This window comes from Nitrospira sp., assembly GCA_029194675.1.
Taxonomy (GTDB): Bacteria; Nitrospirota; Nitrospiria; order Nitrospirales; family Nitrospiraceae; genus Nitrospira_D.
In genome coordinates this window covers 1337959-1363717 of the sequence record JARFXP010000001.1, presented here as the reverse complement: position 1 = coordinate 1363717, position 25759 = coordinate 1337959, and the positions used below count along the sequence as shown (strand labels likewise).

At 56.2% G+C, this 25759-nt stretch carries 26 protein-coding genes, 1 other RNA gene and 1 pseudogene; 12 read left to right on the top strand and 16 right to left on the bottom strand.

Translation table 11 applies throughout. From position 1 onward, the window contains the following. Window positions 1–57 precede the first annotated feature (57 nt). The 10 genes from P0120_06530 to P0120_06485 all read right to left on the bottom strand — a co-directional run bounded on the left by P0120_06530 (window position 58) and on the right by P0120_06485 (window position 8532). The gene (locus P0120_06530; GenBank protein ID MDF0673983.1) at window positions 58–1077 is read right to left on the bottom strand and encodes a cysteine synthase A; all 1020 of its coding nucleotides are present in this window, start codon (window positions 1075–1077) and stop codon (window positions 58–60) included. A gap of 294 nt (window positions 1078–1371) precedes the next feature. Next, on the bottom strand, window positions 1372–2211 hold the full coding sequence (locus P0120_06525) for a phosphate ABC transporter ATP-binding protein (GenBank protein ID MDF0673982.1): 840 nt from the start codon (window positions 2209–2211) through the stop codon (window positions 1372–1374). Further along, complete coding sequence (gene pstA, locus P0120_06520) at window positions 2208–3071, bottom strand: phosphate ABC transporter permease PstA (GenBank protein ID MDF0673981.1); 864 nt, start codon at window positions 3069–3071, stop codon at window positions 2208–2210. Before pstA ends, P0120_06525 begins: the two co-directional genes overlap by 4 nt. Further along, window positions 3064–3942, bottom strand: coding sequence for a phosphate ABC transporter permease subunit PstC (gene pstC / locus P0120_06515; protein ID MDF0673980.1), 879 nt, complete (start codon window positions 3940–3942; stop codon window positions 3064–3066). Before pstC ends, pstA begins: the two co-directional genes overlap by 8 nt. Continuing rightward, on the bottom strand, window positions 3899–4732 hold the full coding sequence (locus P0120_06510) for a phosphate ABC transporter substrate-binding protein (protein MDF0673979.1): 834 nt from the start codon (window positions 4730–4732) through the stop codon (window positions 3899–3901). The genes pstC and P0120_06510 overlap by 44 nt, the downstream gene beginning before the upstream one ends. Before the next feature lie 68 nt (window positions 4733–4800). Beyond that, window positions 4801–5838, bottom strand: a complete 1038-nt coding sequence (gene arsS / locus P0120_06505; protein MDF0673978.1) for an arsenosugar biosynthesis radical SAM protein ArsS — start codon at window positions 5836–5838, stop codon at window positions 4801–4803. 30 nt (window positions 5839–5868) lie between these two features. Beyond that, a complete protein-coding gene (locus tag P0120_06500; protein MDF0673977.1) occupies window positions 5869–6240 on the bottom strand; it encodes a metalloregulator ArsR/SmtB family transcription factor in 372 nt (123 codons plus the stop codon). Next, window positions 6241–7428, bottom strand: a complete 1188-nt coding sequence (locus P0120_06495; GenBank protein ID MDF0673976.1) for a methyltransferase domain-containing protein — start codon at window positions 7426–7428, stop codon at window positions 6241–6243. It lies immediately after the preceding gene. 361 nt (window positions 7429–7789) lie between these two features. Next, window positions 7790–7975, bottom strand: a complete 186-nt coding sequence (locus P0120_06490) for a hypothetical protein (protein MDF0673975.1) — start codon at window positions 7973–7975, stop codon at window positions 7790–7792. Between the two features lie 212 nt (window positions 7976–8187). Continuing rightward, a complete protein-coding gene (locus P0120_06485) occupies window positions 8188–8532 on the bottom strand; it encodes a hypothetical protein (protein ID MDF0673974.1) in 345 nt (114 codons plus the stop codon). Between the two features lie 352 nt (window positions 8533–8884). Here P0120_06485 and P0120_06480 point away from each other — a divergent pair, with 352 nt between their 5' ends. The 7 genes from P0120_06480 (at window position 8885) to P0120_06450 (ending at window position 16475) form a co-directional block, all read left to right on the top strand. Next, window positions 8885–10036 carry a RelA/SpoT domain-containing protein gene (locus P0120_06480; protein ID MDF0673973.1) on the top strand — a complete coding sequence of 384 codons (1152 nt, stop codon included), beginning with the start codon at window positions 8885–8887 and terminating at the stop codon, window positions 10034–10036. A gap of 51 nt (window positions 10037–10087) precedes the next feature. Beyond that, window positions 10088–11935, top strand: a complete 1848-nt coding sequence (locus P0120_06475; GenBank protein ID MDF0673972.1) for a hypothetical protein — start codon at window positions 10088–10090, stop codon at window positions 11933–11935. A gap of 231 nt (window positions 11936–12166) precedes the next feature. Continuing rightward, window positions 12167–12496, top strand: coding sequence for a GNAT family N-acetyltransferase (locus P0120_06470; protein ID MDF0673971.1), 330 nt, complete (start codon window positions 12167–12169; stop codon window positions 12494–12496). After that, window positions 12496–12912 (top strand): hypothetical protein, encoded by a 417-nt coding sequence (locus tag P0120_06465; GenBank protein MDF0673970.1) that lies wholly within the window; start codon window positions 12496–12498, stop codon window positions 12910–12912. The genes P0120_06470 and P0120_06465 overlap by 1 nt, the downstream gene beginning before the upstream one ends. Before the next feature lie 195 nt (window positions 12913–13107). Further along, window positions 13108–13632 carry a hypothetical protein gene (locus P0120_06460; GenBank protein ID MDF0673969.1) on the top strand — a complete coding sequence of 175 codons (525 nt, stop codon included), beginning with the start codon at window positions 13108–13110 and terminating at the stop codon, window positions 13630–13632. 110 nt (window positions 13633–13742) lie between these two features. Continuing rightward, window positions 13743–14555: a class I SAM-dependent methyltransferase gene (locus P0120_06455; protein MDF0673968.1), complete on the top strand. Its 813-nt coding sequence runs from the start codon at window positions 13743–13745 to the stop codon at window positions 14553–14555. A gap of 57 nt (window positions 14556–14612) precedes the next feature. Beyond that, window positions 14613–16475: an ATP-dependent DNA helicase gene (locus P0120_06450; protein ID MDF0673967.1), complete on the top strand. Its 1863-nt coding sequence runs from the start codon at window positions 14613–14615 to the stop codon at window positions 16473–16475. 162 nt (window positions 16476–16637) lie between these two features. Here P0120_06450 and P0120_06445 read toward each other — a convergent pair whose 3' ends face one another. Further along, a complete protein-coding gene (locus P0120_06445; GenBank protein ID MDF0673966.1) occupies window positions 16638–16865 on the bottom strand; it encodes a hypothetical protein in 228 nt (75 codons plus the stop codon). A 739-nt stretch (window positions 16866–17604) separates the two neighbouring features. Between P0120_06445 and P0120_06440 the strand changes: the two genes are divergently transcribed. The 4 genes from P0120_06440 (at window position 17605) to P0120_06425 (ending at window position 20495) form a co-directional block, all read left to right on the top strand. After that, a complete protein-coding gene (locus P0120_06440) occupies window positions 17605–18039 on the top strand; it encodes a hypothetical protein (GenBank protein MDF0673965.1) in 435 nt (144 codons plus the stop codon). Between the two features lie 191 nt (window positions 18040–18230). Next, window positions 18231–19475: an NnrS family protein gene (locus P0120_06435; protein MDF0673964.1), complete on the top strand. Its 1245-nt coding sequence runs from the start codon at window positions 18231–18233 to the stop codon at window positions 19473–19475. Window positions 19476–19707: 232 nt separating this feature from the next. Beyond that, window positions 19708–20056, top strand: a transfer-messenger RNA (tmRNA) gene (gene ssrA, locus P0120_06430). 178 nt (window positions 20057–20234) lie between these two features. Then, on the top strand, window positions 20235–20495 hold the full coding sequence (locus P0120_06425; GenBank protein MDF0673963.1) for a hypothetical protein: 261 nt from the start codon (window positions 20235–20237) through the stop codon (window positions 20493–20495). Between the two features lie 14 nt (window positions 20496–20509). Here P0120_06425 and P0120_06420 read toward each other — a convergent pair whose 3' ends face one another. From P0120_06420 to P0120_06400, 5 genes and pseudogenes are all read right to left on the bottom strand, one after another. Further along, window positions 20510–21088 carry a plasmid pRiA4b ORF-3 family protein gene (locus P0120_06420; protein ID MDF0673962.1) on the bottom strand — a complete coding sequence of 193 codons (579 nt, stop codon included), beginning with the start codon at window positions 21086–21088 and terminating at the stop codon, window positions 20510–20512. A 1-nt stretch (window position 21089) separates the two neighbouring features. Continuing rightward, window positions 21090–21281 carry a hypothetical protein gene (locus P0120_06415; protein MDF0673961.1) on the bottom strand — a complete coding sequence of 64 codons (192 nt, stop codon included), beginning with the start codon at window positions 21279–21281 and terminating at the stop codon, window positions 21090–21092. After that, window positions 21278–21526 (bottom strand): annotated as a pseudogene (locus P0120_06410) (DUF2442 domain-containing protein). Before P0120_06410 ends, P0120_06415 begins: the two are co-directional and overlap by 4 nt. A gap of 310 nt (window positions 21527–21836) precedes the next feature. Beyond that, window positions 21837–22112, bottom strand: coding sequence for a hypothetical protein (locus tag P0120_06405; GenBank protein ID MDF0673960.1), 276 nt, complete (start codon window positions 22110–22112; stop codon window positions 21837–21839). A 461-nt stretch (window positions 22113–22573) separates the two neighbouring features. After that, window positions 22574–23143, bottom strand: coding sequence for a hypothetical protein (locus P0120_06400; GenBank protein MDF0673959.1), 570 nt, complete (start codon window positions 23141–23143; stop codon window positions 22574–22576). Window positions 23144–23522: 379 nt separating this feature from the next. Here P0120_06400 and P0120_06395 point away from each other — a divergent pair, with 379 nt between their 5' ends. After that, complete coding sequence (locus P0120_06395; GenBank protein MDF0673958.1) at window positions 23523–25757, top strand: trehalose-6-phosphate synthase; 2235 nt, start codon at window positions 23523–23525, stop codon at window positions 25755–25757. The last annotated feature ends 2 nt before the right edge of the window (window positions 25758–25759 follow it).

Genomic DNA, 25759 nt, shown 5'->3' with positions numbered 1-25759 from the left:
TTCTTCCTTCGTCTCTTGCCTTCCGGTTAAGATTCAGACCAGAGAGTCTGAGCTTCGCTATCTCTCGCTGCACGATTCAAGAAGGATCTCGACAGATACATCGACCCTCAGCCCGTGAGCCGAAAGCCATTCTAGATTGAAGAGTTTTGACTTATAGTTCGCGCCGGAGTCGCACAGGATCGTCGTGATGGTTTGACCTGGTCCGCGCTCGAGTGCCAAGCGCACTGCCCCCGCGATGTTGATACCAGAAGACAAGCCGAGAAACAGCCCCTCCTCGCGCAGGAGCTGGTACAGAATGGTGAGCCCATCCTGATCGGGAATACGCCACGTGCGATCCACCGTGAGGCCATCAAGGTTCTTGGTCACCCGAGACTGGCCAATCCCTTCAGCAAAGGAATCGCCATCATTCGTATCTGTATTGCCGTTGGTAAACCACGACCACATCGCCGCGCCGTAGGGGTCGGCGCAGCCAACCGTGATGTTCGGATTGCGCTCCTTGAGATACAGGGCGGTGCCGGCCAGTGTACCTCCGGTGCCCACGGCGGATACAAAACCGCTCACTTCTCCATGGGTCTGTTTCCAGATTTCCGGGCCAGTGGTACGGTAATGCGCGAGACGGTTGGCGGTGTTGTCGAATTGGTTGGCCCAGAACCATCCCTTGTCCTCCGCCATTCGCCGGGCGACATGATTGTAGTTGTTGGCATGAGAATAGGGCTGCTCCGGCACGGCAAGCACTTCCGCGCCGAGTGTGCGAAGCAGGTCGATTTTTCCCCGCGACTGAGTTTCGGGAATCACAATGACGGAATGGTAACCCCTCGCATGGCCGATGACAGTGAGCCCGATGCCGGTATTCCCTGCTGTGCCCTCAACGATAGTGCCACCTGGCCTGAGAAGCCCTTTCTCCTCGGCATCCTGGATAATCCCGAGCGCCGCGCGATCCTTCACCGAGCCCCCTGGGTTCATGAATTCCGCCTTGCCGAGGATTTCACAGCCAGTCAGCTCAGAAAGGCGACGTAGGAGGATCAGCGGAGTATTGCCGACGTGGTGGTCCACGCCATGGTAGTGCGATGTATTCATTGAGGGGAAGGAGACGGGTTAATCAGCCGAGCCATCATTGCGTTTCTCCTGGATACTGCTCTTCGTGACAAAACGCAAGGGGGGCCAGCAAAGACAGGCGAACGGGAGTCGGGAAATAGACGAGCAGATCGCATAAACACGCAGAGATATCTCGATGTACATGAGTAAAGGTGCCCCCATGTGTACTGTGTGCATTCATCGGGAATTGGAGTCGTTACTGGGGCCTATCGAAAATGAGGTGTGCACAACTAATATCAGTGATCCACCGATTGTGTACCGTAGCTAATGACATCACTATCCTCGCATGCCGCTGACATATGCAGCGGTCAGTGGGTCACGGGGTTCCTCAAATATCTGTTTCGCGGTTCCAGTCTCAATCAACCGTCCGGCTCCGTTTTGGACCCAGAAAAGGGCAGTATAATCCGAGATGCGCCGGGCCTGAGCCAGGTTGTGAGTGACGATCAATATGGTGTAGCGGCCACGCAGTCTCACAATCAAATCTTCGACCACGCCGCTGGAGAGAGGATCGAGGGCGCTGCACGGTTCATCCATGAGTAACATTTCCGGCAGAAGGGCCAGGGCCCTGGCGATACAGAGGCGCTGTTGTTGGCCTCCGGATAGAGCCAGGGCCGGCGAGTCCAGCCGATCCTTGACCTCGTCCCAGAGACCGACATCTCGTAAGGTGGCCTCGATCGTCCCTGCAATCTGTGTTCGATCACGCAGTCCATGTTCCCTCAGAGGAAACTCTAGGTTTCTTCGGATTGTCAGTGGAAAGGGATTCGGTTTCTGAAAAATCATGCCGATGTGGCGTCGAAGCTGGATCACATCGGTGTCTGGTGCCAACACATCGAGGGTATCGATCGTGATCCGTCCCCTGACACGACACCCAACGATCAGATCGGAGAGTCGGTTCAGGCAGGTGAGGAAGCTGGTCTTTCCGCATCCGGACGGTCCCACGAGAGACGTAATGCATCCTTTGTTGATCGACAAGGCCACGTCCTGAAACGCAGGCTTTTCCCCGTAGTGCAAACTGAGCCGATCGATCTCAACGAGGGGTTGAGGCTGACAGGAAGCAGGTCGATCTTCGAGCGGATATCTTGGGCGCGGCCCTGTGATGGGTTCGACCGGCGTCATACTGTGACGATCTTTCGGTGGAGCCCGTATGTTGCCAGCCAGGAGGAGGTGCCGTTGATGGCGAGCAACAAGATAACCAAGACCAGCGCTGAGGCATAGGCATTCGCGTCTCCGCCGGACACATTCATGGAGAGATCGAAGATGTGTATAGACAATGCGCGGCCGGAATCGAGTAGCGACTCCGGCATCCGATCCACATAGCCGCTTGTGAAGATGAGCGCAGCCGTCTCGGCAATCGCACGGCCGATTCCAAGGACCAGACCAACCAAGAGACCTGGTACCGCCGCCGGTAGCAAGAGGTGAACGAGGGTCGTGGTGCGAGACAGTCCTAGTGCCGCAGCGGATAGGCGGTAACTAGTCGGCACAGCGCGAAACCCTTCCTCCGTTGAGCGGATCAAGATCGGCAATACCATGCAGGCCAGAGTCAGCCCGCCGGAGAGGATCGAGAAGCCGAGCCCCAGCGTCTTGCAAAAGAACGCGTTGCCGAATAGGCCCAAAACGATCGACGGCACACCGGCCAGGATATCAAGGCTGCGGCGAGTCATCCGTCCGAACAGGCTGTAGTCCGATGTAAATTCAGCGAGGAGGACGGCGGTGCCGATACCAATAGGGAGGGAGACCGCGAGACAGACTCCCAGAATCAAGGATGTCGAAACCAGAATAGGGCCGATCCCGCCTCGGCGTCCAGCGTTTTCTGGGGGGGCTGTCAGAAACGTCCAGGAGACATGGCTCAGTCCATGCCAAACGATGTCCCCCAACAGCCAGCAGAATACGGCGGTCACGAGCGCTGCCGCTCCCCAGACGAGAATGAACGCAAGCCATTCATGCGGATTCTGTGGTCGGCTCAGAGCCTCAGCCATACATTCTCCCACGACTGATCCATTCGGCGACTATAACAAGCGCCACGATCATGGCCATCAAGACGAGTCCACTGGCGAACAACGCAGCGCGATGGTCTCCGAGCGCATAGGCCATTTCCAGGGCGATATTGGCGGTCAGCGTTCGGATCGGGTCGAAGATGCTGGAAGGAATCTGGACCACGTTCCCACAGACCATCAGAATCGCCATCGTTTCCCCGATGGCTCGGCCTGTTTCCAGGATCACCCCAGTGAACAACCCAGATTTTGCCGCCGGAAACACAATGCCTCGAATTGTCGCCCAGCGCGGGAGTCCCAATGCAGCAGCCCCCTGTAAATATTGTTGAGGCACATTGACAAGACTGGCATCAGCCACCAACGCGATGGTGGGGAGAATCATGATCGTGAGGATCAGGATGCCCGCTAATAGACTGGGCCCGGGCGGTTGTATCTCTGCAATCAGCGGGACCAGCACCACGAGCCCCCAGAATCCGTAGACTACGGAAGGAATGCCTGCGAGCAACTCGATCAGGCGTCGATAGGGCCGGGCAAGAGCAGGTGGCGCATAGTAATGGCAGAAGACGGCGGAGAGAATGCCCAAGGGTGTGGCGATCAACACAGAACCAGTCATGGCGAACAGCGTTCCCCACAACATCGGGGTGAGGTTATACAATCCCTCGGCTGGATGCCAGGAAGGGTCTGTAAAGAATCGGAGCAGACCGACGTGATGGAGAACGGGAAGCGCTTCCGCGATCAGGAAGACCACGATGAGCATGACGATGGTGCCGGCGATGGTTGCGATACCGCGCAAGCTCCAGCACAAGAGTTCGTCAGCCGACCAGCGGGACAAAATATTGCTGTTTGATAATGTCATGCACGGCTTTGGACTGTGCATACTCGATAAAGGCCTTAGCCAATCCGGTCGGTGGAGTCCGAGTGACGATGTGTAGTGGCCGAGAGATCGGAAAGGTACCGTTCCGCACCGTCTCAGTGGAGGCTGCAACCCCCCCGACCGAGAGCAGCTTAATCGGTACCCCCTGCGATTCATCGTATTCTGCCGTGCCGATGGAGACATATCCGATGGCATGTCGATTCCCGGCTACGGTCTTGACTCCCTGTTCGTTGTCACCGATGACCACATGAGCTTTCACGTCCGTATTCTTCATCTTGAAGTAGTGCAAAAACACTTCCAGCGTAGATCGCCCCTCTGCTTTGTTCACGACAGTGATGGCGACGTCTTTTCCGCCGACTTCCTTCCAACTAGTGATCTTGCCCGTATAGATTGCGACAACTTGCTCGTCGGTGAGGGTCTGAACAGGGTTCTCTTTGTGCAGGATGATGCCCACGCCGTCGCGTGCCACCGGAAACGCATGAAGATCCTTCTCGTCATCCTTCATTGCGCGAGAGACCATGCCGATATCGGCGAGACCCTGACGAGCGTCCGCGACCCCGCGGGATGAGCCGCCGGTCTGAATATCCACACGCACTTTGGGATAGAGACTCTCGAATCGTTTGCCGATTTCAGCCATCAATGGAGCCAAGGTGCTGGCACCGGTAATTACCAGCTTGCCCGATAGTGGATCGGGCGCAGTTGTTTCGGCGGTCGCTGATCCTGGAGTCCCAAGGAGGGTAAAAATCAATCCCGCAGCAAGCGAGGCGGGCATTTTCTGCAGAAATAAACACATAGATCTATACATTGAGATATCTACATATCTTAGTCATGGATAATTATTCAAGTAACTGACCCACCACAAGAAGACCCGGAGCCTGCTGTGCAGCCATAGCAATGGTTGCGTGTCACGATCCGGCGATGATGGAGCTGTGCTGGATCAAAGTCTCGGATATGTGACGGCGCTCCATGCTCGACGGGGAGTTCCAGCATCTGGTTGAAGTCGCAGTCATACAGGCGGCCGTCCCATCCGACGGACAGGGTATAGCGGCACATGACGCCGGTGGCGGCGGCAGGATTGAATGCGTTGGCCAGGCGCGTCATGTACTGTTCATAGTTGCCGCTCTCAATGAGAAATTCTAGGAACCGGCTGATCGGCATATTGGTGATCGTATACAGCCGGTTAAACTCGATATCGTAGTGGGTGCGCAGTTCTCTCTTGAACTGTGCCTCGATGGCTTCTTGTCGTGGAGGCAAAAACGCTCCTACAGGGTTGTAGACCAGGTTCAGCGAGAGCCCGCTGTCCGGTCGTCCATAGCCGAAACGATTTAAGAGACGGAGTGCTTCGATCGATTTCTCAAAGACGCCATTGCCTCGCTGCGCATCGGTCTGGCTGGCCCGGTAAGACGGAAGCGACGCGATAATCTCGACTCGGTGACTGGCCAGGAATTCCGCCAGGTCCGCCTGCGAAGGAAGCAGCAACACAGATAGGTTACAGCGATCCATCACGTGTCGATCGAGTTTCTGAGCCTGTTCGACCAGCCAACGGAAGTGAGGGTTCAGTTCCGGCGCGCCTCCTGTGATGTCCATCGTCGGAATATCGGTTTTCGCCAGAGCGTGAATACATTGTTCAGCCGTTTCCAAGGACATGGTCTCGAGACGATCCGGTCCGGCATCCACGTGACAGTGGCGGCAAGTCTGGTTACAGAGTTTCCCGACATTGATCTGGAAGACGGTGATCCCAGTGGCACGTAGCGGATATAAGCCGGCCTGATTCAGCTGTGCTTCAAAGGGGAGACGGGTGCCCGATTGTTCCAACAACTTGAGTTGTTCGGACGAGGAGGCAAGCGGATTGTCTCGTCCAAGCAGGGTCAGCGGCATATTTACACTCGCATCAACGTCGGATGTCCATCAGGAATGAACACTTAGCGTGCGAGATTTCATTGTGGTCAGAACAGATTCGGGAAAACGCAGTTCGCAGCAGCCGAAATTCAAGGCTTTCCCTTCACGGTTGGCCAGCGCCCGCTGCACGATCGGGGCGATCCGATAGCAGACCTGCTTCCCTTCTCGTATGCCTTCCACCACGCCGCAATCCCGCAGAATGCGCAGGTGGTGCGAGACATGCGGCTGTGAACAGCCCAACTCCCGCACGAGGTCCATGACGCATTTCTCTTCGACCAGGAGCGACTCGAGGATGCGCAGTCTGGTCTCATCTGCCAACGCCTTCAGAACCGTCGCGCATTGGCGCGGGTTCAGAATTTCGCCTCTCGACACGGATTTCATCTAGCAGCAGCCTTCGTCCGGCGAACAGGTCACGGCTTCGCCGCTCACACGATCGCCGGCCCGATTCAGAATGACGAAATGGGGTTGGTATCCTGCCGTTTCTAGGACGGCCACTGTTTTAGAGCAAATCTCCAGCGGCTCTCCACGGCGATAGAGATGGTCGTCGTCGTCGGCCGCTTCGACGAAGGGTCCGGCCAGCAGCGCATAATGGCCTTGCCAGGTGCAAGGAGCATCAGCTGGGAAGATGGCGGTCCAGCGTGGATCTTCGCTGTCGAGGTGGACAGATTCGGTGGTCAGAAGGAAATGGTCGGCGAAGGGAGAAGTGCTAAGCAACAGTGCCTCTTCTAGTGTGATAGGCTTCGGAATGCCACGCCGGTACGTTGTCCCTCGTTCATCCACGACGCGGCTGAAAGGCCCCCGAAGGGTGGCGTAACGAATGGATGAGGAGGCGAGCGTCTGGGATAGTTTGTAGCCGGTCAATGTCACGGAAAAGAAATGGATACCGTCGATGACGCGCCAGGGTGAAAACTTGACGAGGTGAATGCCGAGAAAACCGGCTGCCGCCATGCCGTTCATGTAGTCGGTCAGCGTCAAAGCGCCGGATAGACAGTCTCCCCATTTCTGCGTATCGTGGACGAGGTATTGTGGGACGGTTTGATCCGACACGATGTCGGAGATGGTGAACCGTCCCCCGGGCTTGGCGACCCGATACATTTCCTGAAACACTTTCCGCTTGTCCGGCGCGAGGTTGATCACGCAATTGGAGATGATGAGATCGATCGTCCCGCCGTCGACCGGCATCGCATCGGCCAGGCCTTTGCGAAATTCCACGTTCGATGTCGGATAGCCCAGATTTGCAGCCACCACCGCAGCATTCCTGCAGGCGATCTCCAGCATCGTATCGGTCATGTCGATCCCGATCACCCGTCCAGCGGGGCCCACCAAGCGGGAAGCCTCGAAACAGTCGATGCCTCCGCCCGAACCGATGTCCAACACCGTTTCACCCGCTTGCACCGTCTGGAGCCCAGCCGGTGTCCCGCAGCCATAGGAGACCTTCAGCACTTCTTCGGGAATGAAGGTCTTGAGATGTCCCATGTCGTAGCTGGTGGGGCAACACATCTGCTCGCCCGTAGTAGCGGCCTTGGCATACCGGTCGCTGACTTTTTGTGTGATTTCATCAGTGGGCATGGTCGGCCTCGCAGAATTGGTCAGGAAAACTGCAAAATATGTGTATCAACACTCCACCCATCGGGTCAATCTGAGTTTCCCCAGGGTCCACAGCCATTGGTAAATAGAACATCCGATCGGTTCTCTTCCAGAGTCGGTTTCGGGACCCCAATGTTACAGGTCTTACTGGTGTTTCAAAGTAATCGGATAGGAGATGCGACTTCGGCAGGCAGGCTACGACCTAGCATGGGCGGAGAAACATCCGGGATAGCTCGAGGTCAGGAGCGTAAAGGAGGCCTTACGGTCAGCGTGATGCCGGCTGATCACCTCTGTCGGTGCATCAGTCGTTGGTCTCGCGTTGTCGAGCGTACTCTATGGCCGCTTATGGAAGGCTGAGTTCAGAAACTTTGCGCAGCGCTTCCAGCAACGTCAGGTCAAAATTTAGACGGGATAGGTTGAGTTGCAGCGCCTCGAAGGTCTCTCCTTGTGCCCAATGGTCAGGAAAATTCGGCAAATAGCCCAGCCACTGTTTCTCATTATCCAGATAGAAACATTTGAACGTCTGCACAAGGCACCTCGTTTCTAGGCTATGGACCTGGACCGCCGACGCGCCGTCCCGGCCTCCAGGGGTGCTAGGTTCATTCCAACACGCCCTTGTCGATGGATCAAGAATCCCCATGAAACCAAAATCTGTGGCCGTTCAGGGAGGATGGCGTGGTCTCGATTGAGTCGAATTCTGTGTCGAGACATGAAATGATCCGGGACAGCGATCGGCTGCGTTCAGCGATTACTGATCATCGCAAAGAGGAGCTGTTCCACCCGGGCTCGGCGCTTGATCTGGGCGCGCGACAGGGGGCGGGACCTCGTGGGCGTGCGACGGGGTAGCGTGGACGTGTGATTATCCTGCCGGTTCTGCGCTCCGTTCCCGTATTGGCCGTGTTCTCTGTTGTGGTACCGGTCTTGGTCCCCTTCCGATTCTTGGACGATGAGCTCCTGGTGCAGTTGCCACAGCTTAACCTGTAAGTCTTCGAACGAGTCCCCATGGGTCTCGTGCTCCGGGTAGCCCTGCAGATAGCCGCGCCACCCGTTTCCGTCTTGCATAATGATGTATTTCGTGGACTGCATCAGGGAAAGTATAGCTGGTCATTTCAGATGCGCAAGTGAACAGAAGAAATGAACTTCTTAGGATTCCGATCTTGGAAAGTATTAGGGAAGCCAATGAGTTAAGCCGATATCATTCCTTCCGTGGCAAGTCTTTTAGACATCGGTTCTAACAAGAAAATGATTCTTCAATAGCTGTACGCCAGGCTTCTAGGCGAATGCATGGAGAGGATGGAGAGAATGCACGTTGTCCCCTCTGTTCTGTTGACTTCCACCAACGCTCGGCGTAGAAATTGGCGCCACTCGTAAGTAGTACGAAACCTTCGGTTATTTCAATGAGGATGCTGAATTGGATTGGAAGTGAGATTCGACCGTTGTGAACCTTGACGAGTACGAGCAGAAGTTTTTTCTGACCTACAAAGCCTTCGCTGAGACGGTCCGCTTCATCCTGGAGAAGGCGTTGCTATCGGCAGAAAACCTGCCTCGGTCTCAGTCGATTCAATGCCGCGCAAAAGGGATCGAAAGCCTGCGGCGCCGCTTGGCCAAAGAGGACAAGCTGGACACACAGACGTTAGAGTGTGACCGGCGCGATCTCGCCGGCGCCCGACTCATCTTCTACACCAACAATGACGTTGACCGCTTCCTGGCATCGCCACTGATCCGCGACAACTTCGAGATTGAGGAGGACTCACTCAAAATCCACCATCCCACCCAGGAAAACCAAGGCGCCAGATACCGCGCAGTCCACTACACGATCCGGCTTCGTGAGGATCGCCTACGCCTTCCAGAGTATGCGAGATTCACTGGCCTGCGCTGTGAAATTCAAGTCCAAACCATTCTGGAGCACGCTTGGTCCGAGACTTCCCACGACATCGTCTACAAGAACAAACTGAACGAAGGCTACGGCGAGAAGGCCATGAAAGGTATCGCCAGCCGATTCGCGCGGATCATGGACAAATACCTGATTCCGGCTGGCTTTGAGATCCAGAAGGCTCAGCAGGAGTATGAACGGGTTATCCAGGGCAAGGTGCTCTTCGACAAGAACATCGCTAACCTGCTGGATAATGCGCAAAACAACAACGAGCGTTACGAGATTCTGTCAGGACTGAAGGATTTCGCCATTCCTAATTACGGCGACCTGTCGGCTGCCTACGAGGGACTGAAAGGCCCCTTGCTGAGGGCAGTCAAAGCCGCACGTGCCACGGAGCCCGTTCCGATGGAAACGACCTACGGAAATATGGATGGCTTCAAGGCCGATGCAGTGACGAGGCTTGTCGTGGAGATCATTGAGAATCTGCGCTACGCCGACGTAGTTGGAACTCTGCAACTGCTTATCGACATTTATAGAGACGAGCCAAACGATAACATTCAACGACAGATTGTGAACGCCGTCAAAAAACTGTCCGAGTACAACATCGACGCGTACAAACAGGTCGGGCCGATGCTCCAGATGGCATTGGTAGATCACCTTGCCGGAATGAGCGATGCCGAGGTGGACAATATTCGGCCCATCGCTCTTACCGTCTGAACCAAAGCGATTCAATCAGACATCACCGGCACGAAGTGGAAGGCAGACTCCGTGGTCTTGAGTACGGGAGCTGTGCCCGTATCTGATCAGCTCAAGGACATTCGCGATAAGGCGATCAAAGCCCTTTTCGCAGCCTTTGATCGATCGACCGACGATGCGCAGAAGCGCGCAGTTCTTTCAGCCATGGACGCTGCAACAAGGACTCCCAATCAGACGCAATATTCGAACGAGCTCCTGGCTACGACGCTCAAAGATGCCGCGCGCATTGTCGATTTTGTGACGGAACGTGCCAAGGCTACAAGTTACGAGCTGCTGCAGCACATGGAACACCGATTCCTCTACGATTATCGCCGGGTGAAGCCTCTCACGGAAGACCCAGGAAATCGGTTCGGTTGTCAGGCCGAAGCCAATGCGCTCGTGTTCGCCATCTTTAAGTTTCGCGACACAATCAACGTCGATGTTCGGTTTGTTCGATACAAGGTTCTGGTAGGATTCGAATCTGTCTACCCTGACCACTGGACTGACGAGGGGTTCGACTACAAGGGGGCCGACGAATATCGGCGCGGGGAAGCTGACCGCTATATCGACGAAATCAATGCGGCGAATGAGAGCGATTGGTTCGACCTGATTGAGCGTTGCGCGGAAACCAAGTCGAACGATCTTGCCACCTTCCCAGTTTTCGGCAATTTCATCAGTAAGCTGGTTGAGCGTAAGCCCGAAGTAGCCGAGAGGCTTTTGGCAAAGACCTCGGACGACTTACGAAACTTTCTCCCAGGCTTCCTCAATGGATTTGCCAAAAGTAGCCGACCTGACATTTATGAGCGAATCATGGAGGGTGAACTTGAATCAGCGAGGGACCTTTCGAGCGTCACTTGGCACATTCGTAAGTCAGATGTTAAGAAACCAGACTTTGCAGCCCGCCTGCTGAAGCGCGCGATTGAGAAGGGCGATCAAAGAGCTGTCACTGGGTGTTTCCTCTTCGCTTTGGAGCATTACGGAACGGAAAAACTTCCAGACGCAGACATATTCGTGCGAGACGCTCTGCATTTCTTGAATAACCGACAAAACGCGAGCTGGGTCTCTGAAGGCTGGTTTCTCGAAAGGGCAACAAAGTTCTATGGGCAATTAACTACAGAGAGGACGGTACAGGTCCTACAGAATCTTGGCTATCTACGCAAGATTGACTATCGAACCGATCGAGTTTTAGCCAGACTTGCCAAGCATCATTTAGAGGCGGTTTGGGACTACTTTGGGGCTCGGCTTGCCAAGGACACTGCAGACGACGAGCCAACCGACTATGCAGAGCGATTCGAGGCGGTGCCGTTTCAGTTCCATGGTCTTGAAAAGGAGCTTTCGAACAACCCACAGCTCGCAATCAGCAAGGGGCGGTCGTGGTTCGATCGAGACCGGAAGCTATTTCAGTTTCGAGGAGGGCGTCTGCTTAGTATTGCGTTTCCCACCTGCCCCCCGGAGTTCGCTACCGCACTTGCCGACTTGATAAAAGCCGGCGGTGATATGGAGGCGGATTTCGTACTGTCGATTCTCCAGAACTATCGCGGTGAGGCTTCCACTTACGTTGTCTTGAAGGAAATTGTGTCGCGCTTTCCAGACGACCAACACAAATTGCGTGGAGTTCGGGTCAGCATCGACAGTACTGGTGTGGTCTCTGGTGAATTTGGTCTTGCGGAAGTATGGCAGACCAAGAAGGAATCCTTGGCGGAATGGCTGACAGACAATCGACCGGCGGTCAAAGCGTTCGCCGAAAAGCATATTGCAGAACTCGACCTCATGATTGCATCAGAAGGTCGTCGCGTCGAGTCCGAAACGGAAATGCGAAACAGGAGCTATGACAGAGATGACGAATCGGACGACAATTCTCGTAATAAAGACGAGCGGTAGTTTGGAAAGAGGGAAGGTATAGGTTGGGAGTGTGTTCTAATTTCTTCGGGCTGTTACGCCAGTAGCCTGGCGTGGTGAATGCCCTATGACATTTTACCTGGCGCTTGCAAAAGCTGATGATGCGGAGGCCATCGCGACCATGGTGGGGGAACTGTTGCATGAAATCATGACCCTCGTGAGCGTCAAGAGCTTTGGGTTTGATTTTGCCGAGACTGTAGGTCGGGCTCGCTCCTGGTTGGAGGAAGGACTGTACACCGTGTTGCTCGCACGGATGGAAAACAAGCCGGTTGGAGTGCTTGCTCTCTACGAGAGTTATGCTATGCATTGTACACCGGGGGTGTGTATGGAACGATCCCGGAGTTCTATGTCCGGTCGGCGTACCGTTCGCAGGGGATTGGATCGGCATTGCTGGCCGAGGCCAAAAGGATTAGTCGGCAACGAGGGTGGAAACGTCTCGAAGTCACAACTCCTCCATTACCGCATTTTGATCGGACGCTGTGCTTCTATCAGCGGAACCACTTTGCTCTCTCCGGTGGACGCAAGCTGAAACTGGAGTTGTGATGAAGCCGGTGATTCAACAGGAAAGAACTGGTTGTGGTATTGCCAGTGTTGCGGCGCTTTCCGGTGTGAGTTATAGAGCCGCAAAGCGTGTAGCGAATCGGATGGGCATCTCTGCGGCGGACAGCCGATTGTGGTCGGAGACGGCCCATGTGCGTCGACTCCTCAAGCATTATCGGCATCACACGTCGTCAAGGGCGCTGCCGTTTGTCTCCTGGGGTGCGTTGCCGAATCGAGCACTCCTGGCAATCAAGTGGCATCGGCTGAGGGGTCGGGCATTTTGGCATTGGGTTGTTTTTGTTCGAGATCCGGATAGAGCCTACGTGCTGGATTCGAGTCCGAGTCTCAAACGTCATGTACGGACGGATTTCAGCCGCATGAGGCCGAAATGGTTTCTTGCCGTGAACCATACTTCGTGACCTCGTCATTTCGTTTGCACATCACCCCTCAGAGATAGATTCCAATTCTGGTTCGTCACTCAAGTGAAACGCTCGTGGGGTCTGTCAATTTGGCGTGAAAAGATCGACAAGAACGGCTTTCGCCGCTACATTTCGAAACAGGCGTTGTGAATTTCCATTTTGGTACTCCGATCGAATGCAGAGAGGAGGCGAGAGATGATGCCAACCCAAACCCTCACGGATGAACAGTTGAAGGACCAGGCGATCAGGCAGGCGTTGGTGGGCGAGGCCGCTGGGGCGCGACAAACTGCGAATGAGATCGTTAACAGACGGTACTTGAGAGAGGCGTGGCAGATGGTGCTGTTCGTCGAATCGGAGCGGGGGAATGTACAGGCCGTGACAGACACGATCCTCTCATGCCCTGATCCGTCGCTCTTGGCCAGCCACTTTTACCTTGAGCTTCCTCAAGTCTTTGTCAAGGCCGGGGATAGGTCTGGAGCCATCGAAATTGCCAAAGCCATGGGCGATGCAGGAGTCTTGCCGCTCATCGGCATCGCCGCCCACCTGGCGCAAGACGGAGATCTCGAAGGGGTGCGAGACGCGCTCTCTCACATTGATGATGAAGACTTGAGAGCCATGATCTTACGCAAAGTGAGTGTTTATCAGCCGAATATTCAGCGACACGATGGACTGAACATGGTGGGAAACCAAGCCACCGCAGCCAATTCACTGGCGGCATGACAGTCTGCGTTACGTAGCCCTCCCGCTCCGCTCTCTTGACTGCTCTCTCTGAACTGCCTACTCTCCACTCCTGTCCTGCGACGATTGTGGGTACACAAGGGAGTACGTCCATGAATCCTAATAAGGCACTCTGGGAAAAAGGCGACTTTACGCGCATCGCGGCGAGCATGAGGGAAAGCGGAGAAGCACTCATCAATGCGCTCGGAATCACGCGAGGACTCAAGGTGCTGGATCTGGGATGCGGCGACGGCACGACGGCGGTCCCGGCGGCAAAACTCGGTGCGGAGGTCCTAGGCGTCGATATCGCCAGGAATCTGGTGGATGCGGGGAATAAGCGGGCACGGACGGAAGGCCTCACAAACCTCAGGTTTCAGGAGGGCGATGCAACCAATTTACATGAATTGAACAGTCAGACGTTTGACCTGGCCATCAGCATTTTTGGCGCCATGTTTGCACCGAAGCCGTTTGATGTGGCCAAGGAGATGGTACGGGTGACCAAGCCCGGAGGCCGGGCGGTGATGGGCAACTGGATCCCTAATGACCCGACGCTGGTCGCGCAGATCTTGAAGATCAGCGCCGCTTACTCCCCACCTCCGCCGGAAGGCTTTATCAGTCCGATGACCTGGGGTATCGAGAACCATGTGGTCGAGCGATTCACGAGCGCAGGGGTTCCCCAAGAACGGATCACGTTCGTCCGAGATACCTATACGTTCAATTATCCAGGCACGCCAGCTGCGTTCGTCGATACCTTCAGAAGATACTATGGACCCACGATGAACGCGTTCGATGCCGCAGAGAAGAATGGTCGGGCGGCTGATCTGCAGAGGGAGCTTGAGACTCTGTTCGAGAACCAGAACCAAAGCACAAATAAGCAGGTCACCTCTGTTCCGGCGACCTTCCTGCGGGTGACTGTTTTCGTATAATCGATCAATGTGCAAGTGTGTGTGACCGGCATGCTTTCTTTCTGATTCACCTTCCCAGTGGATGATCTGACTCGACAGCTCAACGACCGGTTCGGGTTTGCGACGTTCCGGTCGGGTCAGGAAGACGTCATTCGCGCCGTGTTAGCGGGGCGCGATGCGATGGCCGTCATGCCGACAGGGCAGGGGAAGTCGCTCTGCTATCAATTACCGGCGACCCTTTTGCCGGGGCTGACGCTGGTGATTTCTCCGCTGATCGCGTTGATGCAAGATCAGGTGACGGCCATGAGGCAGCGGAAGATTGCCGTGGCGGCGTTTCACTCCGGCCTCAGCGGTTTGGAAAAGAGCCGCGTGATGCAGGATCTTCAGCAGCGGCGAGTTCAGTTGCTCTATCTGGCGCCGGAACGGATGCAGCATGAAGAGTTTCTCCGACTGTTGCGTTCCCTCTGGGTGTCGTTGCTGGTGGTCGATGAGGCGCACTGTATTTCCCAGTGGGGTCATGATTTCAGGCCCGACTATCTCAAGATCGGTCGCCTGCGCCGGGAGATCACGAATCCACCCTGTTTGGCCTTGACGGCCACGGCCACCGCTCGTGTGCAGACGGATCTGTGCCAACGGTTGTCGCTTCGTGATCCGTTCCGATTGGTCGCGGGTTTTCGGCGGACGAATCTGGCCCTGTCCGTCCATCATTGTCAGACCCTCCGAGAGAAACTGGGGACGGTGGAGCGCTTGGTTTGCGGAACAGAGAAGGGCACGATCCTGATCTATTGCGCGACCCGCCGAGCGGTGGAGGAGGTGGCGGCCTGGTTGGGACAATCCCACTCGTCGGTCGGCTACTACCATGCCGGGCTCTCGGATGAAGAGCGGCGGCTCGTGCATGACAAGTTTCGCCGGGGGAGGTTGAGAATCCTGGTGGCGACGAATGCTTTCGGCATGGGGATCGATAAGCCGGATGTCCGACTGGTCCTCCATTTCGACATTCCGGGCAGTCTGGAGGCCTATTACCAGGAGGCAGGGCGTGCGGGCCGTGATGGACAGCCCGCTGCCTGTGTGTTGCTGTTCCACGAACGTGATGTGGCTACGCAGGAATATTTCATCGCGCAGGCGTCGAAGGATTCTGAAGGCGCCGAACGTGGGAAACGCATGGCGACTATGCTGCAAGAATTGCTGGGGTACGTGTCGGCGTCGACCTGCCGCCAGCTCGCGATTCTTGACTACTTTAGCGATCAAACTGAGCTGGCCCTGGGGCCTTGCGGCCTGTGCGATCGCTGTGTTGCGCCGGTGCGCCAGCCGAGCCGGATGATCTCCCAGGAGACCGTCCTGTCCGCGAAGGCAATCGTGGAGACCGTGTCCTGGTGCAGGGGACGGTTCGGCATGGGCCGAATCGTCGACATTCTTCGTGGAAGCCGTTCAAAGTCGCTGCTGGCCTATGGCGGAGAAGACTGTCCGACCTACGGCGTCTGTCGTGCCCAGACGAAGGTGTCGCTGACGAATCTCGCGAAGACTCTCATTGCCTCCGGGTATCTCCATGTACAAGGTACGGAGTATCCCACCATCGATGTGACGCCCAAAGGACGAGAAGTTCTGCAAGGGCTTCGCACGTTAGCCCTGGAACAGGTGAAGGACTATCCAGCCGGTAGATCGGGGAAGCAACCGGATCGTCCGCAGGCCGCCTTGGTGAATATCCCTCAGGCTTCCCCGCCGGATCGACAGCTTGTTGAGCGGCTCAGACAACTCCGCTCTGAACTTGCCGAGGAAGAGGGTGTCGCGCCGTTTCTCATTTTTCACGATCGAACGTTGAAGGCCATTGCGGGTTCCAAGCCGGGGACGCCGGCAGCCTTGTTAGAGATTCCGGGTATCGGCGAGATAAAAGCAGAACGCTATGGCCGGCGAGTGTTGGCCGTGGTCAATGGACATCAATAGCGATCAGCGTTCAGCTATCGACTCACACCCAGTGAAAGGTCTTTGTCAGGCTGAGGAGATCCTCTTAGTTCCTGACGGCTGGTTGTGCAAAGCTTGCTACACGCGAATGCCACCAGAAATTTCCACCTGTGCCAAGCCTCGGTAGAGTAGTTCGCTATCCGACTACGCCGCTGCTGCCGGTCGAAGTGTCTTTTTAGCCAAGGCCAAGCGTGACGCGAGCTGCTTGGCTCTGCGAGCGCGCCGCTCCGTGCGGTGATAATGAATCAATGGGTCCACGATATTGCCGCAAGCCAGACACCGGAGTGCCGACATCCACATCGGCAGATAACTTTCTTTCATATCCAGTAAATGGTCCACGACCATGAGCCCGCTGCATCTAGTACACGTCATCGGAATCCCTCCTCGGTAAGCAGTTGAGAACCGCTGATTCTCGATCCATCCATTGATCATCAAACTAAGCAATGATGATGCCACCAAGAAATCGCCGATGGTGGGCGAGGGCTATCGGCAATCAATGCGGGATCTGAGCGCCCTTCCATGGTTTGCTCTATCGGACGCTATGACGAGGATTCCATGTGGAGATCGTATCTCAATCGATACGCTCCGAGAGACAAAATGATACAGGTCTCTGCGATTGTAGAACGGTGCTATGAGGTCATGCGCATAGGTTGAAAGGCGTATGTTTCTCAACGTAAATGGTCGGCCCTGGTCGATTCCATATGGTACCTCTTTTGTCTGAACTATCGGTGATTCCACGGGTATTGGGTTTGGCTCCCTAGACGGCTGCTGAATCCGGAGAGATTTGCTATGAATCGTATTCGATTCAGCACCGCTCGAAGTCGTTCATCCTAAGAGCATATTACAAAGCATGACGTCGCCTCTGTCGGTTACTTATATTAGAACTGCGTATGACAAATTGCGTATATTGGAGCCCCGAGTCTCCGCACGATCTTTGCACGGTTGTTGGTCGGTTATGGGTCACCTAACACTGGAATCCTATGAGACTTTATTTCAGGCAGCGATCGAGGTTCAGGTTTTCGAACGGAAGACCGTGCGAACCCGGCGCGCCGAGGACCTATGACAATTGCGTGGTCAACAAATCGAAGTGGGTCATACGAGGAGGTGCTTTATGAGATTCATACCGAATGTGATGTTCGCCATGGGGATGCTAACCCTCATGAGCGGGTGTGTGGAGAGGCATCGCACCTGCAATAGTCAGGAGATGATCGCAATGAAAGAGAAGGGGTTCAGCGTTGATGACATCGACAACATGTGTACCACCTTTAAAGTAAGAGACGAGTCCATCAAGGCCGTTGCCGATGTGATAAAGGTCGTGGCGCCCATTGCGGCAGACCCATTCAAGCAGAACCGTTCCGGGGAAGCCAATTCAAGCACAGGAGGAGGTCAGACGAACCTACCATTCAATGTTCCCGCGTTCTCAAGCAGAAACGCAACTTTCTGCGCCACTCAGTATGGGAGCTGTCCACTGGAAACGCGCGTGCCGACCGGACTCCCCTGCGGATGCCGGACGCCCTTCGGAGCTATGCCGGGTGTCACTCAATAAAGACAGGGTTGAAAGGAATGTAACCGGTCGAACCTATTGGTTGAAAAGTTGATCGAGTTATCAAGGCAGCCTGCAGCTGTGTCGGCACGGAGATGGGATGATCGGCGCCTGGACGATCGGGGACAGAGTCAGCTGTGGTAACGCAGTTCTCAGGATTGACATGACTCCGATTCCCCGGCGAGAATCAGACAATGGCAACAAAGGAAATTCAGATTGTAAATCAGCCGGTAGCCGCCTCCACCGAAGGGGACGACGAACCATCGTTTCCCCTTTACGCGGGACCAGCATTTTTGTCGTACGGATTCCGGCCGTTCTTTCTGGGTGCCGCGCTCTTTGCGGGTCTCACCGTCCTCTTCTGGGTTGCCCTGTTCGCGGGCGGTGTGCATGTTGAATTTCTTTATCGCCCGCGCGAATGGCATGTCCATGAGATGCTGTTCGGATTCATACCGGCGTTGATTGCAGGATTTCTGCTGACGGCGATGCCGAATTGGACCGATCGCATGCCGCTCAGGGGCGCCCCGTTGCTCGCCATGTTTCTCCTGTGGCTGGCTGGGCGACTGTTGTTGGTTTTCCCGTGGACAGGGGGTCCTGCGGTCGCCGCGATCGACGGAGCTTTCTTGGTCCTGCTGGCGGCCTACGTCTGGCGGGAGATTATCGCAGCAGGATGTTGGGACCGGGCACCGATCGGTGTACTGGTCAGTCTCTATGCCTGTGCGAACATTCTCTTTCACATATCGGCACTGCCTGGTGTACCCACTGATTTCCCCGAACGCGTTGCCCTGTCGGTGATGACGCTGCTGTTGACGATCATCGGCGGGCGTCTCACGCCCACTTTTACGCGCGAGCTCTTGGCTGGTAGGAACGTGGCAACGCTGCCGGAAGTATTTTCTCCGATGGATGCTGCGACCATTCTGCTGGTCCTCGTGGCTGCGATTGCCTGGATCGCTGAAGCGCAAAGTGTGTGGGCAGGGGCCATGCTGCTTGTCGCCGGAGTGGCAAGTGTGGTGCGTTTGCTGCGCTGGGGAGGGTGGCGGACCTGGGGCGAGCCGCTCGTGCTGATTCTCCATATTGGCTATGGATGGGTGGGATTGTTTTTGATAGCGCTGGGTGGATCGATTCTAGGCATCGGCTTCTCTCCCGAAAACGCGGTTCATCTCCTCACTGCCGGAGCAATGGGCGCGATGACCTTGGCGGTGATGACCCGCGCGAGCCTGGGCCACACAGGACGACCGCGGCATGCTGATCGGCTCACGGCGGCGATCTACATGCTCGTCAATGTCGGAGCATTACTGCGAATTTTTACCCCGAACCCCGAGACACCGACGACCCTTACTCATGCGTTACTTGGCCTGTCGGCACTCAGCTGGAGTGGGGCGTATCTGCTCTTCGCGTTCCACTATGGACCCTTCCTTGTCCGTCCGAGCCTCGATGAGTAGAGACCCGCGCGGACAAACAATTGGCGTCATGTTGACCCGTGCGGTATGATGGGTATCTGTAATAGCGTTGGACATGCCTGAAATGCCTGCCTCATTGTGGTGAGCAGGTTGTCCAAAATGGCTGTCCAGCAAGGCCGCAGCGAGCGAGATGGCGAGGCGTACTTCTCAGTACGTTGAGGCGTTGAGCGAAGCGAGAACGCAGCTGGTGGTCATTTTCAACAACCTGAACAAAGGGGGCGACCGGTTTCGACGGGGATACTGAGGTCACTGTCGCATGTCGAGCTCTCGGGAACTCGTAAAAGTCCGAGAAAACGCAACTGCCAATCAAGAACTGGCACTCGCAGCTTAATTAACTGCGACGTTCTTCCATCTGATGCCCGCGGGGGTGGAAGAGCGCGATGCAGCGGGCTGGTCCCAAGCCGGTGCTCAGCGGCTAAGGATGAGACTTTTCTGGGCTAGGGGGCTGTTCTAAGCCTGCCGATGGGCGTGGATGGCCGCGAAACTCAAATTGTCGGCTACACATGTAGACGCAGTGCACTGACGATCTTCGGACAGGGGTTCAACTCCCCTCGCCTCCACCAAACCGCACTTCGTGCGTACCGCCGGCCTCTTTATCGTCTTTTTGCAATTGAGGTCGGCGGAAGGAGTCTTCAACCTACTTGCTTCCCATATATTCTGTTTGCGCGTACCGGCGGCTTCGCATCGAAGTATCGTGAGAAATGCTGCCGGATAGAGTTGTCAACCAGGTACCACTTCCACATGGATCTGACGGAACTCCAAGAGGAACAGCACCGGATAGATCGGGTCCGCCGGGTCGCGGATGTGACGCTCTATCTGTTGGCCAGGACACTACTGGGCCGTTCCGACGCGTTGAGTGTGATCGAGCATGCGCGGAGCGAGATCCTGCGTCTCTGTCCGGGCAAGGAAGACGTCTTCGACCTGGTGCTGCGGCCCCGATTCCTTCGCGTCGTGAACGAGCGCGCGTTACGGGAGTGGGGTCTGAAGGACTCCGCCAACTAACAGTCGCCATTGCTTCAGACCCGTAGACGCCGGAGTGATGTGTTGACGGCGTCCAGATCGAATGCCTCCGGATCAAAGCTGCCGCCGACCCAAGCTAACATCTCCTCGTGCTCTTCATTAGCCGGGTCCATGATGGTTTCTAAAAACTTCTCATAGCCCCAGACACCACCGCAATCCTCAGGCGGACATGCCCGCTCGCCGGCCACACAGATGGGGTAGGAGACTCCGGGCTCAGGCTGAAGCGTCTTCTCGACGACGAGGTCGTGCTTCCAGCCATCTCCGAAGTCATATTCGTACTCGAACGTCTGCTTTGCGCGAGGCACATTGTTCAGGCGAGCGCGCCGGTCGCTCTGAAAATTCAGGAACCCGTCCGGGTCCGGCTCGGCATAGTCCACCCCTCCGATGCTGAACTTATGGAGGTGTGAATTGGTCCATCCCATCACGATCTGTAACACCAGGTGCAGCTTCGCCAAGGTGATGTCGCCGGGCACTTGCACGCGTCGCCAAATCGTGGGCTTGATCTCTCGCAAAGAGACCTTGAGCTGGTGCACGGACGCGCCGATCTTAGTCTTCTTATCCTTGCCTTGTTTCATGTCAGCCTCGTTGTTTGAGAATCGCCCACTCAGGATTGTACTTCCCGACCGGTGTGCCGACCTCGAACCACCGCGGCAGCTTGTTGCTGACGGAATAATCGGGAGCACACAGGGGCTGGCCATCGAGGAGGTCCGTGACGGCGGCGATAGCGTCGATTTGGAATTGCTGGTTCGCGTCGAATTGAAGCTTCACGGCTCGACTGTCCAGTATCCCTCCGTTCGAATGTTGTCGTACATCGCATCCGGAGCGAGGTCGGTACCGTTGGGCCAGGTGACCACCCCAAGCTCGATGCGGACCTGCGGAAAGAATGCCGTGTCCCGAAGCGCCTCGAAGACCGTTCCGGCGACGCGCGACGCGCTCAGAAACGGATCGAGCCGTACTTCCCCGGCAGTTCCATCGGCAAATTCGACGTGCAGCCGCATGCCTGGCTTGGCCGTGACGCGCGCGACGCGCCAAGGCGTTGCCGGCCTGGGGGGGGTGGAACTACTCCAGAGGTGGAATCGGTTTTGGTGGTTTGAGTTGGCGGCATAGCTCCCAGTCCTCCATCAATGCTTCCCGATATTCAGCAGCCCATTCTAGCCCCAACGCGAGCGCCCTGCGGGGAAGCGCCCCCGGGTTACCCGCAACTCACGGATGTCAATGATAGGCTCGTGCTCCGCATAGACGGCATGGAAGTGCGGTGGTCCATGCTCGGCCCAGAACATCTGAATCACGACGCCGAGGAACGTGCTGATCGTGGGCATCAGGTCACACCGTCTTAAAGCTCGTCACGCCTTTGGTTTTGAAAATCTGTACGGCGTTGGCCTTGAGCAGGTCGTCGCCGGCAAAGCCTTCGTCGAGGTAGACCACGTGCTCGGGTTTCTTCTCTGCCATGACGCGGATCAGTTCCAGGATGGTGTCGAAGTGCGCGGTCTTGCCCGGCCGGGTCATGCCGTAGTGCTCCTTGCCCACTGATAGCGCCTCGCCGAGTGCGAGCTTCAGGTGCCTGAAGTCGAGCTTGTCGCCAGGATCGCCAGATATCACTCTCAGAACTGTAGGAGCGGCTAATTGCAAGATTAGGGGGGAGAGAACGGATTCCGCAAGGGGTTGACGAAGGTACGCTAATCGTTTTCCCAAGGCCCACTTCGTCGGCAAGGATGGCCCCTTTCGAGAAGGGACTGCGGAAGGCGAAGAGTGTCGCCTCCACCTGGTGAGGCTTGAGGTCGACCTGCGCATCAGCGAGCACGCTCGCAAGCTTCTCGACGCTGTCCGATGGGCAGCGTTTGGTCGGCTCATGGGCGGAGTATTTCGCGTGGTAGTCCGTCAGTCTCATCCATCGGCCCATAACGACTTGTCTATGATCGAGATACGGGTATTGGCCAGCGAAGAATAGCACTAATGATATCTCAGGTGGGAGGGCTGGCTCACCATTCGACTCGCGTGAAAGCGGGGTTCTCAGGAGAAAAACTGGCTTGGCGGCGCAAGCCAAGAAGCTGCACCTTGATTTACCTCTTTCTTTTCGCCTGTGTTCTGCTCTTTGTCGTTCTTTTCTGCGCCTTTTTCTGACCGTGAGCCAAGTTAGGTTGGCGTCCATGCTTCTTCGACGAGAGAGCCCTCACCTGGTGACTCCGGGCCCGCCGTTGCTGCTCTGCTTTGACAAGGCGCATGAAGGCTGGGTCTCTATACCTTCGGCCTGCTGCCACCTGACGCACGGCCTTCAGGAGGCTGTCCAATGACAGACTCTTCAACGCAAAGCCGGCTTGTCCATGGGTGAGATCCTCCATAAGTCTAGGCAGCGAGCACTGTTCCAGCGTCTCGAAGGTGTAGAGCACACGGAGAGTGCGCATTCGACCCAACACTCGTTTTGGGATCGGGAAGATATCTGTAATCAGCACATCAGGCTTGCAGCGTCGTAAATCCGGTAGGGCAGCGGCGAGCGTGGAAGCGTCACCTACGACGGAGACGGACGGCTGGTTCTCGAAAAAAGAACACAGCCCGAGTCGAGCGACTGGATGTGCATCGATGAGATAGATCAGCAAGGGGCCGGAGGATCGCTTCCGTGCTGCTGTGGTCATGACCCACCTTTCGTCTGGAGTTTGAGCGTCAGCATTGATGGGCAAAGCGTCGCCGAGTGGGCGCTCCCAAGGGTATCGGTCAAAGGTCGGGGCACACCCCCCGAGCGGGGACTTCCTTTGACGAGTGGTATGGCGGTGCCGGTGAGCGAGCCTTTACGAAGATGGTCGAGGGTGTTGACAGATGCAGAGGAAGACGACGGATCGGTCAGTCGATAGGTGGAAGGTGTAGCACGTCACCCCACGGAGGACTGACGGCGAAGGCGGAGCTGATTACGCCTGTGGGAAATTACCGGGCAATCACCGATGAGTCAGTACGAGTCCACACCGGAACGCATTTGATTTCTCTCTGGAAGTACACTACCTTGTTCCCATGAGGCTCTTGAGGCTCTCATTTCGATTCGTTCTCCCGTTGGCGATCGTGTTGGGAGTGATCGCCTATGGCGTAATCCCTCTTGTCGACTCGCTTGAATTGAAATGGTTTGTTCGAGATCTCGACATGCGGTCCAAAGTCATGATCAATACGATGGAGGGACCGCTTGCGGATCTTCTGGTATCCGATTCAAAGGACAAGATCCTGGCCTATTTTACGCGCATTCTTCAGGACGAACGATTGTACGCCCTGGGATTTTGTGATCTCGACCACCAGCTGCTCTATGAGACGCAGGCCTACCCGCAGGACGTCACCTGTAAAGCTACACGCGACCTTGCATCCGACTCGTCCACTGTTCGGTCATTCAGTAGCGGACCGCTCCATATCACTTCTGCCTTGATCGAAGCAAACGGGCGCCGGCTGGGGCGCCTCCTGCTCATCCACGACATGAGTTTTATTCAGCAACGGAGCAGCGACACAAAATGGTATGTCTTCTATCTGTTTGCGGGGCTTACGGCCGTCATCTCGCTGGTCACCGTGTTGGTGGCACATTTCAGTTGGAAAGGATGGATGGCCGGAGTTCGGGCCATGTTGAAGGGAGAAAGGCTGCTGACCCCGCTGGCGCACGAGCAGCATGCGCCGGAACTCCGGCCGTTGGCGAAGGACTTGCGCTCGTTGGTGCAGGCTCTTGAAGCTGACCGCCGCATGCGCGATGAGAGCCAGATTTCATGGACCCCAGCCAGCCTCAAGACGATCCTGCATGAGCAACTCGCCGGCGATCAGGTGTTGATTGTCTCCAACCGACAGCCCTATGCCCACTACTGGCAGGATCGAAACATCGTCCTACAGGTACCGGCGAGCGGGCTCGTTTCGGCGCTGGAGCCGGTGATGCGTGCCTGCTCCGGCGTATGGGTCGCGCATGGGAACGGTTCCGCCGATCGGGAAGTGGTGGACGGACGAGACCATGTCCGTGTGCCGCCGGCACATCCCAGCTATGAGATCCGCCGCGTGTGGCTCACTGCGGAAGAGGAGGCCGGATACTATTATGGGTTCGCCAACGAGGGATTGTGGCCGCTCTGTCATATCGCCCATGTCCGGCCCACGTTCCGTTCATCGGATTGGAAACACTATGTGGCCATCAACGAGCGATTTTCTCAGGCCGTCTACGAGGAGGCCACGAGCGACAATCCGGTTGTCCTCGTTCAGGATTACCATCTTGCCCTGCTTCCGAAGCTGATTCGAGATAAGTTGCCGACCGCGACGATCATCATGTTCTGGCACATTCCATGGCCGAACGCGGAAAGCTTTGGGATCTGTCCCTGGCGTGAAGAAATTCTGGAAGGGCTGCTCGGAAGCAGTATTCTGGGATTCCACACCAGAGTTCATTGCAACAATTTTATCGATAGTATCGATCGGTTGCTTGAGGCGCGGATCGATCGAAACAGTTCAACGGTCTCCTATGGGGGCAAGATGACGGCGGTCAACCCCTATCCGATTTCCATCGAGTGGCCGTTGCGATGGCTTCATGATCAACGGTCGGTCCCGGAATGCCGAATCAAACTCCGGGAGACCTATGGGATGCCTCCTGATCGTCTGGTCGGCCTTGGCGTGGAACGTCTGGATTATACGAAGGGGATCCTGGAACGGTTTATGGCCGTGGAACGGTTGCTGGAGCTCCAGCCTGAATGGATCGGAAAATTTACGTTTGTCCAGATCGCAGCCCCCAGCCGGTCAACGATCGAGCAGTACCACCATTTTACCGGCCAAGTCTCTACGCTGGCAGAGCAGATCAACAAGCGGTTTGGGCGGGACGACTATGAACCGATCTGCCTGCGGATTCACCATCATGAGCCGGCACAGGTCCATGAGTGTTACCGTGGCGCAGACCTGTGCGTGGTGAGTAGTCTCCATGACGGCATGAATCTGGTCGCCAAAGAGTTCGTCGGTGCTCGGGACGACGAGCAGGGAGTGTTGATTCTGAGTCAATTCACCGGAGCCGCGCGGGAACTGACGGAGGCGCTCGTGATCAATCCCTACGACATCGATCAGTTTGCGGCCGCGCTTCACCTTGGCCTGACGATGCCGAAGGTGGAACAGCGGGCCAGGATGCAGAGTATGAGGGGGCTGATTCAGGAGTTCAATGTGTATCGTTGGGCCGGTCGTATGCTTATCGATGCGGCACGCATGAGACAAAAGGAGCGAGTCATGAAACATGTGCGCCGGGGGCCCAACCTGCTGAATTGATG